12 protein-coding genes are annotated in these 13,322 nt (G+C 64.2%); 6 read left to right on the forward strand and 6 right to left on the reverse strand.

Annotated features, from left to right (window positions below):
• Window positions 1-444 precede the first annotated feature (444 nt).
• Both ACOJSI_RS10265 and ACOJSI_RS10270 read right to left on the reverse strand, forming a co-directional pair.
• Window positions 445-1,626, reverse strand: coding sequence for an MFS transporter (locus ACOJSI_RS10265; protein ID WP_420138188.1), 1,182 nt, complete (start codon window positions 1,624-1,626; stop codon window positions 445-447).
• Between the two features lie 11 nt (window positions 1,627-1,637).
• On the reverse strand, window positions 1,638-2,672 hold the full coding sequence (locus tag ACOJSI_RS10270) for an aldo/keto reductase (RefSeq protein WP_420138189.1): 1,035 nt from the start codon (window positions 2,670-2,672) through the stop codon (window positions 1,638-1,640).
• 89 nt (window positions 2,673-2,761) lie between these two features.
• Between ACOJSI_RS10270 and ACOJSI_RS10275 the strand changes: the two genes are divergently transcribed.
• From ACOJSI_RS10275 to ACOJSI_RS10285, 3 genes are all read left to right on the forward strand, one after another.
• Complete coding sequence (locus ACOJSI_RS10275; RefSeq protein WP_420138190.1) at window positions 2,762-3,664, forward strand: LysR family transcriptional regulator; 903 nt, start codon at window positions 2,762-2,764, stop codon at window positions 3,662-3,664.
• Between the two features lie 17 nt (window positions 3,665-3,681).
• Window positions 3,682-3,825 carry a hypothetical protein gene (locus ACOJSI_RS10280; protein ID WP_420138191.1) on the forward strand — a complete coding sequence of 48 codons (144 nt, stop codon included), beginning with the start codon at window positions 3,682-3,684 and terminating at the stop codon, window positions 3,823-3,825.
• Between the two features lie 113 nt (window positions 3,826-3,938).
• Window positions 3,939-5,831, forward strand: coding sequence for a glycoside hydrolase family 127 protein (locus ACOJSI_RS10285; protein WP_420138199.1), 1,893 nt, complete (start codon window positions 3,939-3,941; stop codon window positions 5,829-5,831).
• 20 nt (window positions 5,832-5,851) lie between these two features.
• Here the strand turns inward: ACOJSI_RS10285 and ACOJSI_RS10290 are convergent, their stop codons facing one another.
• Together ACOJSI_RS10290 and ACOJSI_RS10295 are read right to left on the reverse strand one after the other, a co-directional pair.
• On the reverse strand, window positions 5,852-6,850 hold the full coding sequence (locus ACOJSI_RS10290; RefSeq protein WP_420138192.1) for a cupin-like domain-containing protein: 999 nt from the start codon (window positions 6,848-6,850) through the stop codon (window positions 5,852-5,854).
• Window positions 6,851-6,858: 8 nt separating this feature from the next.
• A complete protein-coding gene (locus tag ACOJSI_RS10295; protein WP_420138193.1) occupies window positions 6,859-7,545 on the reverse strand; it encodes a SapC family protein in 687 nt (228 codons plus the stop codon).
• A gap of 153 nt (window positions 7,546-7,698) precedes the next feature.
• Between ACOJSI_RS10295 and ACOJSI_RS10300 the strand changes: the two genes are divergently transcribed.
• The 3 genes from ACOJSI_RS10300 to ACOJSI_RS10310 are packed head-to-tail and all read left to right on the forward strand — an operon-like array spanning window position 7,699 to window position 11,051.
• A complete protein-coding gene (locus tag ACOJSI_RS10300) occupies window positions 7,699-9,246 on the forward strand; it encodes a tryptophan halogenase family protein (protein ID WP_420138194.1) in 1,548 nt (515 codons plus the stop codon).
• A gap of 49 nt (window positions 9,247-9,295) precedes the next feature.
• Window positions 9,296-10,036 carry a copper homeostasis protein CutC gene (locus ACOJSI_RS10305; protein ID WP_420138195.1) on the forward strand — a complete coding sequence of 247 codons (741 nt, stop codon included), beginning with the start codon at window positions 9,296-9,298 and terminating at the stop codon, window positions 10,034-10,036.
• 4 nt (window positions 10,037-10,040) lie between these two features.
• The gene (locus ACOJSI_RS10310) at window positions 10,041-11,051 is read left to right on the forward strand and encodes a N(4)-(beta-N-acetylglucosaminyl)-L-asparaginase (RefSeq protein WP_420138196.1); all 1,011 of its coding nucleotides are present in this window, start codon (window positions 10,041-10,043) and stop codon (window positions 11,049-11,051) included.
• Window positions 11,052-11,058: 7 nt separating this feature from the next.
• Here ACOJSI_RS10310 and ACOJSI_RS10315 read toward each other — a convergent pair whose 3' ends face one another.
• Together ACOJSI_RS10315 and ACOJSI_RS10320 are read right to left on the reverse strand one after the other, a co-directional pair.
• Window positions 11,059-11,280: a hypothetical protein gene (locus ACOJSI_RS10315; RefSeq protein ID WP_420138197.1), complete on the reverse strand. Its 222-nt coding sequence runs from the start codon at window positions 11,278-11,280 to the stop codon at window positions 11,059-11,061.
• Between the two features lie 88 nt (window positions 11,281-11,368).
• Window positions 11,369-13,322, reverse strand: a 1,954-nt coding sequence (locus tag ACOJSI_RS10320; RefSeq protein WP_420138198.1) for a prolyl oligopeptidase family serine peptidase, incomplete at its 5' end; no start/stop codon positions are given.

Consider the following 13,322-nt stretch of genomic DNA (forward strand, 5'->3'; position numbering starts at 1 on the left):
CCGGTGGCGAGCGGGAGACCGATCAACAGCGAGCGAGCGCGCCGTGCGAAAGGAGTGGTTGCGACGAACATGTGCGAATCCCCAATTGGGGCCGGTTCGCCCCGTTTGTTGCTGATTCATGAATAAGGCTGTTCAAGCCTCAGGCGCAAACGCCACCTGCATGAACGCAACAACTGCCCCAAACCTGTTTCCTTGCCGCAACACCTTATGACAGTGCAGAGAGCGGATACGGCGCTTCAGCGTAGTTTTTTGTTGATCGAGGGAACTTTTCTGCCGCCCGCGAGTGTTGCCGATTGGCAGCAGTCGTAACACCGGGCTGAATTCGGTTTGACGCCCGCAATCAGCGGCTTAGCTTCAATTGAAACCAAGATTTCGCCGTTTGCTGAGCCTGGATCCGGGCGGCCCGTCAGCAAAGCACAACCGGAACATGTCGGTTCTTATCTTTCAACCTGCAGGGCACAATTCACCTGACCTGCGCGTGACTGCGCCTCGCGCGAAGAATATCATCGTCACGAGTCCGATTGCGGCAGTCGCCGCGCCGGCGATGGAGACGGACGGATAGCCCCATCCCATCGCAATCACGCCGCCGCCCAGTGCCGCCCCCAAGGCGTTGCCAAGATTGAATGCGCCGATGTTAACGGCGGAGGCCAGATTGGGCGCGTCGGCGGCCACGGTCATGACCCTCACCTGCAAGGGCGGCACAAGCGCAAAACTCGCCACCGCCCACAGGAAGATCAATAGCGCCGCCGGCGCAGCAAAGGGCATGAGGAAGGCAAAGGCGGTCAGGATGGCGCAGAGCGATGCCAGGGTGACGATAAGCGTGCGGTCAACCGATCGATCCGCGAAGCGGCCGCCCAACCAATTTCCCGCGGTCAGGCCCAGTCCGTAAACGACGAGCATGGTGGTGACGAACCCGGCGGATGCGTGCGTCGCGCTGCGCAGGATCGGCGCTATATAGGTGAACACGGTGAACATGGAGCTGGATCCGACCACGGTCAGCGCGAGCGCGCCAAGGACCTCGCCCCGCATGAGCACGCGCAACTCGGCGCGGGCATTGCCACCGTCCGCAGCCGGCAACACCGGCAGCGTCAAACGCAGCGATGTCATGATCAGAACTCCCAGCAGCGCGATGCCCCAGAAGGATGTCCGCCAGCCGAGATGCTCGCCCGCCCATGTCGCAAGCGGCACGCCCACGACATTGGCAATGGTCAGCCCCATGAACATGGCTGCAACTGCGCTGGCCTGACGCTGCTGCGGAACCAGGCTGGCTGCGACGAGCGCGCCGATGCCGAAGAAGGCGCCATGGTTGAACGATGTCAGGACGCGCGCCGCCAGAAGCAGCCCGTAGCTGTGCGATACCGCGGCAAGCAGGTTGCCGAGCGTGAAAACGCCGGCCAGCAGGATGAGCAGCCTGCGGCGCGGCCAGCGCGCCGTCGCCAATGTCATCACCGGTGCGCCGATCATGACGCCCAGCGCGTAGGCGCTGATGAGCAACCCTGCCGCCGGGATCGAGACATCGAGATCCTTGGCCATGACCGGCAGAAGCCCCATCGGCGCGAATTCCGTAACGCCGATACCGAATGCACCGGCGGCGAGGGCCAACAGCCCGGGGTTGAACTTCGCCATTCCGTTTCTCCTCACACCAGCGCGGGGTACAGACGGGCAAACCCGGCCTGCTGCCGATAGGGCGTATGTGGATATGGCGGCAGCATGTCGCTTGCTGCATCGAGCATGGCGACTTGCGCCGGCGTCAGCGCCCATCCTGCGGCGCCAAGATTGTCGCGCAATTGCTGCTCGTTGCGGGCACCGATAATGACCGAGGCCACCGTCGGCCGGCGCAGCAGCCAGTTGATCGCGATCTGCGGCACGCTTTTTCCGGTTTCCTCCGCGACTTGCTCCAGTGCGTCGATGACGGCGTAAAGATGTTCAGGATCGACCGGCGGAGCGAACTGCTCGGTCGCATGCAAACGGCTTTCAGGCGGAGCGGGCCGGTTGCGACCGATCTTCCCCGTCAGCCGCCCCCATCCAAGCGGACTCCAGACGAGCGCGCCAAGCCCTTGATCCAGCCCGATCGGCATGAGCTCCGCTTCGTAAGCCCGGCCGATGAGGGAATAATAAACCTGATGCGCGACCAGGGGCGGCCACCCATGGCGCCGCGACGCCGCCTGCGCCTTCATGATCTGCCAGCCTGGGTAATTGGAAATGCCGGCATAGCGGATCTTTCCGGCCGCGATCAGAAGATCCAGCGTGCCCATCACTTCTTCGGCGGATGTCGAGGCATCGAAGGCATGAAGTTGGAACAGATCGATATGGTCTGTGCCAAGGCGACGCAGCGCATCCTCGACCGCGCGGATCAGCCGCGTCCGCGAGGCACCCCAGTCATGCGGCCCCTCCCCCATAGGGAGCCCGGCCTTTGTAGAGATCAGCACATCGTCGCGTCGGCCCCGGATTGCCTCTCCCAGGATCCGCTCGGACGCACCGCTCGAATAAACGTCGGCGCTGTCGAACAAGGTCAGCCCTGCATCCAGGCAGATGTCGATCAGCCGGCGCGCTTCCGCGGCATCGCTTCTGCCCCACGCGCTGAACAATGGGCCTTCGCCACCGAAAGTGCCCGTGCCGAAGCTGAGCACAGGCACGCGCAGGCCGGAGGATCCCAGCTGCCGATATTCCATCGATTGACCTTTCACTTACGTCGGTGCGGACAAAGATGGACGCCGATCACGAGAGCGAGTAGCCCCAACAAAGACCAAGGACTTATGCAGTGAACGCAAAGCCGGGCGGCGCCGATCGCGCAAGGGAGATGGCTGTCTTCGAGCTTGTCGCGCAACTCGGCAGCTTCTCCGCTGCCGCACGAAAGCTGGATCTCAGCCCGTCGGCGATCGCCCGTACGATGGATCGCATCGAGGGGCGATTGGGCGTGCGGCTGCTGTTGCGTTCCACCCGTGCACTAAGCCTCACGGCGGAGGGTCAGTCCTATCTATCGGCGGCGCGACGGATTCTCGCAGACCTGGACGATGCCGAACAGCAGATCGCCGACCAGGGTGCGCCGCGCGGGCGTCTACGGATCAGCGCCGCTTTGTCGCACGGCCGCCTGTGTGTCGTCCCCCTGCTCGGCCCCTTTTCCGCTTTGTATCCGCACATCCTGATTGATGTCGCGCTCACCGACAGCCTGGTCGATATTGCCGCGGGCCAGGCCGATGTCGCCGTGCGCTTCGGCCCTCTGGCCGATAGCATGCTCACCGCCCGCAAATTGGGGGAGACGCGGCGGGTGATTGTGGCATCGCCCGATTATCTGGCCGCGCACGGGACGCCACGCACGCCGGAAGACCTGCACGACCATAATTGCCTCAACTTCAGCTTCCGCCGGGCGGAGCCGATCTGGCCGTTCCGGCGCGATGGCCAGGATTTCACGCTGTCTGTTAACGGCAGCATCGAGGCGAACAATGGCGAGACCTTGGGGCAACTCGCCGCCAGCGGCATCGGTGTCGCGCGCGTCGGGGCCTTCAGCGTTGCCCAGGAGCTCGCAGAAGGCCGGCTCGTCCCGATACTGGAGGATTTCAACCCAGGTGACGTCGAACAAATCCACGCGGTTTTTGTCGGCGGCAGCAGCATCCCCGCGCGCGTGCGTGCATTCGTTGATTTTCTGGCCGAACATCTGCGCTGACCGCCTGGCATTCGACAATGCCGATCGCCAGTCGGATCGCCTCCGATGCCCGACCACGGCTGGCGAAGCTTTCGCACAACGATGCCGCGGCATTGCATATGTCGTGGAATTATATCGTTTTCGGTTCGGCCGATCTTCCGCAACGCCATCGCAACCGCTAACCGGTCGGCGGCCATCGAAGATAAGGCGAAGGAGAAGGATAGTGTCGCACGTGCATGCCCGCCACTCGGGTCAGAGCCGCCGCCGCTTCCTCGCCCATGCCGGTGCCGGCGCGATGATCGCTTCCTGGGCTATTCCGATGACGGCGCGCGCTGCTGTCGCCAGCGCACCATCCGCAGAGAGCCAGCCCCGCCCGCAGCTGAAGCCGTTCGACATGGCCGATGTGACCTTGGGCGATGGTCCTTTCCTCCACGCCCAGCGGCAGACCGAAGCCTATCTGATGCGCCTGCAGCCGGATCGCATGCTGCACAACTTCCGCGTCAATGCCGGATTGCAGCCGAAGGCGCCGGTCTATGGCGGCTGGGAATCCGAACCGATCTGGGCGGAGATCAATTGCCACGGGCATACCCTGGGCCATTATCTTTCGGCCTGTGCGCTCGCCTATCGCTCGACCGGTGATGCGCGCTATCGTCAGCGGATTGATTATATCGCCGGCGAACTTGCCGCCTGTCAGAAAGCATCGGGATCCGGGCTGATCTGCGCTTTCCCCGATGGGGCCGGACTGGTGTCCGCGCACCTGCGGGGGGAAAAGATCACCGGCGTTCCCTGGTATACGTTGCACAAAGTCTATGCCGGACTGCGCGATGCCACCCTGCTTGCGGACAGCCAACCGTCGCGCGACGTGCTGCTACGCCTGGCCGACTGGGGCGTCGTCGCGACGCGCCCTCTATCAGACGCCCAGTTTGAGGCGATGCTGACGACCGAGCATGGCGGCATGAATGAAATCTATGCCGATCTGTACTTCATGACGGGCAAAGAGGATTATCGCGCTCTCGCGCAGCGTTTCTCGCACAAGATGATCCTGGAGCCGCTCGCCAAGCATCGCGACCAGCTCGATGGCCTGCACGCCAACACGCAGGTGCCAAAGATCGTCGGCTTCCAACGCGTCTATGAGGCCACTGGCGACGTCCAATACCGTGATGCGGCGGCCTTCTTCTGGAACACGGTGGCGCGCACCCGGTCGTTCGCCACTGGCGGCCACGGCGACAATGAGCATTTCTTCCCGATGGGCGAATTTAGCCAGCATGTTTTCTCGGCCAAGGGCTCGGAAACATGCTGCCAGCACAATATGCTGAAGCTGACCCGCGCGCTGTTCCTCTACGATCCGCAGTCCGATTATGCCGATTATTACGAGCGCACCTTATACAATGGCATCCTTGCGTCGCAGGATCCCGACAGCGGCATGGCGACCTTTTTCCAGGGCGCGCGGCCTGGTTACATGAAGCTCTACCACACCCCGGAAGATTCCTTCTGGTGCTGCACCGGCACCGGGATGGAGAACCATGTTAAATACCGGGATTCCATCTATTTTCATGACGATGATAGCCTCTATGTGAACCTGTTCGTGCCCTCTTCGGTAAGTTGGAAGGACAAGGGCGCGCGGCTGACGCAGGTCACCCGCTTCCCGGAAACACCGTCCACCACCCTGCGCTGGGATCTGTCGCGCCCTACCGAACTGACGCTGAAGCTGCGCCATCCCCGCTGGAGCCAAACGGCAACGATCCTGGTCAACGGCAAGGAGGTGCAACGTTCGAACGCGCCGGGCCGCTATCTCGATCTGCGCCGCACCTGGAACAGCGGCGACGAGGTAGCATTGCAGCTCGTCATGACTACCGGCGCCGAGACCACGCCGGCGGCACCCGACATTGCCGCCTTCACCTATGGGCCGCTGGTCTTGGCCGGCGCGCTCGGCACCGCCGGCTTATCGCCGGGTGCCGACATTATCGTCAACGAACGCAAATATGGCAGCTATAACGACGCGCCTTTTGCGGCGCCGAAGCTCGCCGGAGATCCGGCCACCCTGGCCGCGAGCCTCCGCCCCGGCCCGCAGCCGCTGGAATTCACCGCGCGCGCGACCGACGGCCAGCCGGTGCGGCTGGTGCCTTATTACCGCATCGCGCATCAGCGCTACGCGACCTATTGGGAACTCGAACCGGGCACTGCCTGATCGATGGATCGCTGCGCATCTTAGCCGCGCAGCATCTGCAGGACGTAAGCGCGGATGCGTCCGTAATTGGCCTTCAACGGGCCGAGTATACCGTGCTGCTCGGGGGGCAAATGGGCCAAGGGGTGGCCGGCGCTGCGAAACACATAATGGTCGAAGAAAGCACGCCACGCCTCTCGTTCCGGTTGCGGCCTTTCGGCGATCGCGATCATGGCCAGCAGCATGCTGGTATGCGGCGCATCCGGACCGCTGCTGAACGCATCCCACCAATAATTGATCAGACCGTTGGCGGGTGCCGTCGCCTCGATCTGATGCCACCACAATTTGGGCAGGTAGAGCGCATCGCCGGCCTCAAGCTCCGCCGTCAGCGCCTGATCGCGGATCTGCGCAAAGCGGGGAAAGCGCGGGTCGTCCGGCGCGGCCGATGCGGCCAGGCTCACCGGCTGGCCCGCCATTGTATGGTCGATCGGCCCGACATACAGGTCTGCGATCGCCTCCGGCGGGTAGAGCGTGAAGCGCCGCCTGCCGAGGATGACGCAGGCAAGATTGTCGAACGCGTCATAATGGGTCGCCACGCGGGAGGCATGGCCAAGCCAGATTCGCGGTGCGGCGGTGCCGTCCAGCAGGGAAAGCGCGTTCTCGGCGGCAAAGCCGGGCAGGAATTCCGCCACAGAGAGCGATCCGGCATAGACGGTTTGACCTGTCACCGGCTCACTCAGGATGTGGTCGAGCGCCGCACGCAGCGTCATCGCGCGACGTTCGAAATTGAAGCCGTTGAGATCTTCGGAATAAAAATAACGCCCGGCGACGTCAGCGCTGCCAATGAACGCTTCCATCGTCCTGTCCGTCACGAAGCGGGCGAGGTACTCGCCAAAGGCGGAGGTGGAGACCGTGGCGGCCTTAACGACCGGCCACTCGCGGACCAGGCCGCGCAACACTACCGGCCTGCAAGGCGCGACAATATCCCGGCGAAACGTCTCGGCGTCGATCTGCGCTGCCGCATATTCAACGATCGACGGCATCACCTCCCTCAGGCTAATGCAGACAGGCGATCGTTACGGCGGCGCGCAAGACTGCCAATCTGCTTCAGCGATCCGATCTGCGCATAAGCGAGCTGCAGATAGCCGCGCCGGAACAGATCCAGCACTTGGTCATCCGGCAGTTGCTGCAGCCGATCCGAACTGACGGTGTACAATTCCTGCAGGATGAGCCGCTCGCCATCGTCGAAGTTGAGCGCCACCTCGATCGGCTCGATCAGCTCGGCACCCAGCATCGCCTGCAGAAACTGGTCCGTCTCCGCCATGCCGCTGTTCAGCTGCGCCAGCGCGCGCTGGATGCGCCGGAGCGGATCGGCCGGGCGGCCATCGTCCTCGAACAAGGGCGTGCCATCGCTTTCGCCCAGGCGGGGGTGCGTACGATCCACCGCAATCTCTTCGCCCGAAATGAAGAAAGCCTGACGCTCCAGATCGAGCGGACGATAGCCGGACAGCCGGCCGCGCCCGTCCAGGAACAGGTTTTCGCCCGGTTTCAGGCCCAGCATGGCGCCCGCATAGAATTGCCCGGTATGGGCATTCTTGGTCAGCAGGATCGGGTAATAAGCGGCGGCGGCAGTAAATTCGGACGCCGCGAGCGGAATGAAGTTACGGGACGTTTCCTCCCACGCCCGCAGGTGCAGGTCGCCATGAACGTGCTGATTGAGCAGTTCCAGCTGCGTCATGATGCCCTTTTCCTCTCACACCGCTGAGGCGAACACCCGCCACGCTTGCTCTTTCGGTCCGCAATACAGGGCTCGGCGAGGCCCGCCAAGCGTAGCGCGCGCCTTGGCAATGATGATAAGGGACGGAAAAATAGATCAAGCCGGAGGGCACGGATGAGCGAGAGGGTGCAGCGCCTTGTTATTGTCGGCGGCGGGACGGCCGGTTGGCTGGCCGCCGGGATCATCGCGGCGCGCCACCAAGCCCGGATTGCGGCCGGAACGCTCAGCGTGACCTTGGTCGAATCGCCCAATGTGCCGATTATTGGCGTCGGCGAAGGCACTTGGCCGACATTGCGCGGCACGCTGCAGAAGATGGGTATTCGCGAAACCGACTTCTTCCGCGAATGCGATGCTGCCTTCAAGCAAGGCGCCTGGTTTGCGAAATGGACGACCGGCGAAGAAGGCGACGGCTATTACCACCCGCTGATGCTTCCGCACGGTTTCGCAGACGTGAACCTGGTGCCGCACTGGCTGCACCAGCAGCCGCAAACGAGTTTCTGCGACGCAGTGTGCCCGCAGGGCGAATTGTGCGATGAAAATCTCGGCCCCAAGCTAATCACGACGCCCGAATATGACGGCCTGGCCAACTATGCCTACCATCTGGATGCGGGCAAATTCGCGCCTTTCCTGCAGCGTCATTGCACGACAAAACTGGGCGTTCGCCATGTTTTGGCCGACGTCGATGAGGTCGAGCAGGCGGAAAATGGCGATGTGACGGCCGTCGTCACGCCGCAGGCCGGCCGCATCGAAGGCGATCTTTTCGTCGACTGCACCGGCTTTCGCGCGCTTCTGATCGGCAAGACGCTGGGCGTGCCGTTTCGCGACTGCAGCGACATCCTGTTCTGCGATACCGCGCTGGCGGTACAGGTGCCTTACGCGGACGAGGATGCGCCGATCGCGACGCACACGATCTCGACCGCCCAATCGGCGGGCTGGATCTGGGATATCGGGACGCCCACCCGGCGCGGCATCGGCCATGTCTATTCCAGCAGTCACACCAGCGACGATCAGGCCGAGGCGGCGCTGCGGGCCTATATCGGCCCGGCCGCGGACGGGCTTTCGGTGCGCAAAATCCCGATCAAGGCCGGGCATCGCGAGACCTTCTGGAAGAATAATGTCGTGCCGATCGGTCTCGCGGCAGGCTTCCTGGAGCCCCTGGAAGCGTCCGCAATCGTACTGATCGAGCTGTCGGCGAAGCTGATCGCGGAGCAATTGCCGGCCAATCGGGCAGTCATGGACATCGTCGCGAAGCGCTTCAACGACGTCACAAGCTACCGCTGGGGCCGCATTATCGACTTCCTGAAGCTGCATTATGTGCTCACCAAGCGCACCGACAGCGCGTTCTGGATCGACAATGTCGACCCGAAAAGCGTGCCGGAACGGCTGCAGAACCTGCTCCATTTGTGGAAATATCAGTCGCCCTGGTTCTTCGACGAGTTCGATCGACTGGAGGAAGTCTTCCCCGCCGCCAGCTATCAATATGTGCTGTACGGCATGCAATTCCGCACGGAAGTGGCGCCCGAAGACGTGGTCGCGAACGACCGGCTGGCGCGGCGGATACTCGACGAAAACCGGTCTATGACGCAGAAAATGCGCGCGCGCCTGCCCCGCCATCGCCAATTGATCGGCGCGATCAAGGAATATGGGCTGCAGACCATCTGAGGATCAAGCTCCGCTTGGCAGGGTGTCAGGGCCGCCATAAGGTTTGGCGGTGACCGTGCTGCTCGAAATCTGCGTGGACGATGCCGCAGGCGTAGACGCGGCCGTCGCCGGCGGCGCGGATCGGATCGAACTCTGCTCGGCCCTCGAGCTCGGCGGCTTGAGCCCGTCCCCTGCCCTGCTCCGCCACGCGGTGGGATCCGGCTTGCCAATTCATGCGATGATCCGCCCCCGCGCGGGCGGGTTCGTGCTGCAGGATGGAGATGTGGCCTTCATGGTCGACGAGATCGGCCTCGCGCTGGCGGCGGGTGCGGCCGGGGTGGTGGTAGGCGCGCTGCAGGTCGACGGGCAACTGGATCGGGACGCGCTCGCTGCCTTCCGCGAGGCCGCCCGCGATGCGCATGTCGTGCTGCATCGGGCGATCGACCTCACCCCCGATCCGGTCGCCGCGACGGAAGTCGCGTGCGCGCTCGGCTATGACCACATCCTGAGTTCGGGTGGCGCACCCAACGCGATCGACGGCGCCGCGAGGTTGGCCGAGATGGTGGCCGCAGCGCGCGGGCGGATTTCCATCATGCCGGGTGCGGGCGTTGCGCCGGATAATGTCGCGCACTTGCTCGCACAGAGCGGCGCGCGCGCGGTCCACAGCTCGGCCAGCGTCGCCCTAGCGCATCCGGCCGAACGCGAGGTCCGAATGGGCTTTGCCACCGGACCACGTCGCGCGACGGACGCGGCCAAGGTGCGGGCGCTGCGCAGCGCGATCGACAATCGACACGAACCGCAAGGAGCCTGACAGGATGAGCGACGCGCCGACCCGACGTACCATGATCCGCCTCGGCGCGGCGGCGGTCGCCGCAGCCGGGGCGAGCAGCATATTGGCGGCGGATGCCGATCCCGTCGCGGCGCTTTCCACGTGGGACTTCGGCAAGGCAGCGAATGAGGCGGCGTTGGCGGCCTTCCGGGCCGGCGGCAGCGCGCTGGATGCGGTGGAGGCCGGCGCCAAGGTGCCGGAAGCCGACCCCGACAATCACTCGGTTGGATATGGCGGCTATCCGGATCGGGACGGGCATGTGACGCTGGATGCGATCATCATGGATGAGGATGGCCGGGTGGGCGCCGTGGCGGCACTGGAGGATGTCGTCCACGCCATCACGGTAGCGCGACTGGTGATGGAAAAGACGCCGCACACGCTGCTGGTCGGCGAAGGCGCAACCCGCTTCGCGCTCAAACAGGGCATGCCGAAGACGAACCTACTGACGCCGCCAGCAGAGAAGGCATGGCGGGAGTGGCTGAAAACCTCCCAATATCGCCCGGTCGCGAATATCGAAAATCAGCTGCCAGGCCCGCCCGGATCCAAGCTGAACCATGATACGATCGGCATCATGGCGCGCGGCCGTGACGGCCATTTGGCCGCCGCATGCACGACTTCGGGCATGGCCTTCAAGATGCGCGGGCGGGTCGGCGATAGCCCGCAAGCCGGCTGCGGCCTGTTCCTGGAAAAGGGCGTGGGCGCAGCGGCCTCCACCGGCGTCGGCGAAGAGGTGACGCGGATCGCGGGCACGGCGCGTGTCGTGGCATCGATGCGCGCAGGCCTGTCCCCGCAGGCCGCCTGCCGCGAGGCCGTCGAGCATATCGCCCGCCTGCGCGGCGAGGCGATCAAGGGCATGCAGGTCGGGTTCCTGGCGCTGGGCGCCGACGGTCGGATCGGCGCCTTCGCGCTGCTGCCCGGCTTCACCTATGCCGTCACCCGCCACTCGGGCGCGGCACAGGTTTTGCCGTCAGCGAGCCTTCTCAGCAGCCCAGCCTGAGCGCACTCTACCCGTCGCTGGCGTCGCCATTGGCTTGCGGTATCGGCGCTCCAAGCTTGCGCGCGACCCGCGCCACCTCCGCGTCGCTCGGGGGATCCGGCAAGTCTTCGCCCGGGAGCAGCGCGTCATCCGGGATGCCGGGTCCGGTGCTCGCCAGCGACTCGTCAATGGCGCGCTCATTGGCGCCGTCGGTAATCTTCTCGCGATCCGCCATGATGATGTCCCTCACTTTCGAGGGCTGAACGATCATGGCGCCATTTGGCCGCGTCGGCAGGAGCATGCGAGCGGATGGCCCGCCGGACCACCCGCGGATCCGCTTATTGCGGCTTGTTGCCGGTCCACCGGTCCATCCAGTCGAACACGGTCTGATACCATTGCAGGCTGTTCTTCGGCTTCAGCACCCAATGATTTTCGTCGGGGAAGACGAGCAATTGGGATGGGATGTCGCGCCGTTGCAGCGCGGTGAAGGCAGCTAGCCCCTCGGTATAGGGGATGCGGAAATCCTTTTCGCTCGTGATCACCAACTGCGGCGTCTTCCACTTGGCGACATCGTTGACCGGGTTCCATTTTTCGAACGCGACGGGATCCTCATAATAAGGCTTTCCGCCATGCTCCCATTCGTCGAACCAGAGCTCTTCGGTCTCATACGCCATGGCGCGCGCGTCGAACACGCCGTCATGCTGGACGATACATTTGAACCGGTCCGGCCAATTGCCCTCGATCCAGTTCATCATATAGCCGCCATAGGAGCCGCCGGCAGCGCAGGCATTGTCACCGGCAAGGAAATCAAAGCGTTCGGTCGCGGCCTTCAGCCCGGCCTTGAGATCGGTGAGCGGACGACCGCCCCAACTTTGATTAATCGCATCGGTGAAGCCTTGGCCGTAGCCCGTGCTGCCATGGAAATCGACCGAGACGACGGCATAGCCATGTCCCGCCCAGGCCATCGGGTTCCAGCGATAGGACCAGCTATCGTTGAAGCTGCCCTGGGGTCCGCCATGGACGAGGAAGGCGACCGGTGCCTTGGCGCCTGCCGGAAGTTGCGCCGGACGGAGCGCCCAGCCCCAAACGGTGTCGCCATCGGCACCCTTGAAATTGAAGCGGTTTAGCGTCGGCAGGTCGACGCCCGCCAGCTTGGCGGCATTGACGCTCGTCAGCCGCGTGACACGGCCATTGGGAGCCCAGTTATAGAGATCTGCCGGCGCGGTCAGGCTGTCGAGCGCATAGACCAGCCCGCCATCGGGCAGCACATCGAACGCGCTGACATGCCCGGCGCCGGTGAGACGGTGGGGCTGCCCGTCTGCCAGATCGACGCGGAACAGCGGCACATCCAGCGTATCTTCAGCGGTGACATACAGGCTGGCCGAATTAGGCGCCCATTTGACGGAGCCGACCGAGCGATCCCATTTCTCGGTCACCGCGCGTGTCTGACCGGTCTGCAGATCGCGCACCCACAAGACGAGGCGATCGGCCTCATAGCCCGCGCGCTTCATCGCCGTCCATGCGAGCCAGCGGCCATCCGGCGATACCGTTGGGGCCGTATCGGTGCCCTTATTGGCCGGCGTCAGGTTGACAGGCGGGGTCGATCCATCGGCCGGCGCGGCGAAGATATCGAGGTTGGTCGACAAAGGTTCGATCCGCCCCGCCTCTCGCAGCGCAAAATAGACGGTTTGCCCGTCGCGGCTCCAGGCCAGTTCTTCGCCGCCGCCCATCGGCTTGGAGGGCGTATCGCCGACCAGCGAACCTTCGATGGCATGGCCCGGCCCGGATGCCTTGCCCGCCGTCAGCGGGATGACGAAGAGCTGCGAACGCTGCCCGTCCGCCCAGCTATCCCAGTGGCGCACGAACAGTTGATCATAGGTGCGGCCGCTGCCCGCATCCTTCGCCTTTTCAGGCTCACGGGCGTCGAGCGACGTCGCCCCAACCGGGCGATCGGCCCAGACCAGGATCGCATTGCCGCGCGGTGAGACCTTGAAGCCCGACAGATCATAATCGCCCGTCACCTGCGTCGGTGCTCCACCCGCCATGGTGGTGCGCCACACCGCATTGTTGCCGCCTTTGCGATTGGACAGGAAATAGAGCGCGCCATCGGGTCCGAAGGCGGGATCACTCTCCTCCGCATCGGACGACGCAAACCTCTGCGGCGCGCTACCACGCGTCTTCAGATCCAGTCGCCATAGATCGCGACGCCCCTTATTCGCAGCGAGATCGGTTTCGCGCTGATCCCACACGACCCAGCGGCCATCAGGCGACACGACCGGCGCGCCGACCCGC

The sequence above is a fragment of the Sphingomonas sp. genome (assembly GCF_048595155.1).
In the GTDB taxonomy this organism is placed as follows: Bacteria; Pseudomonadota; Alphaproteobacteria; order Sphingomonadales; family Sphingomonadaceae; genus Sphingomonas_I.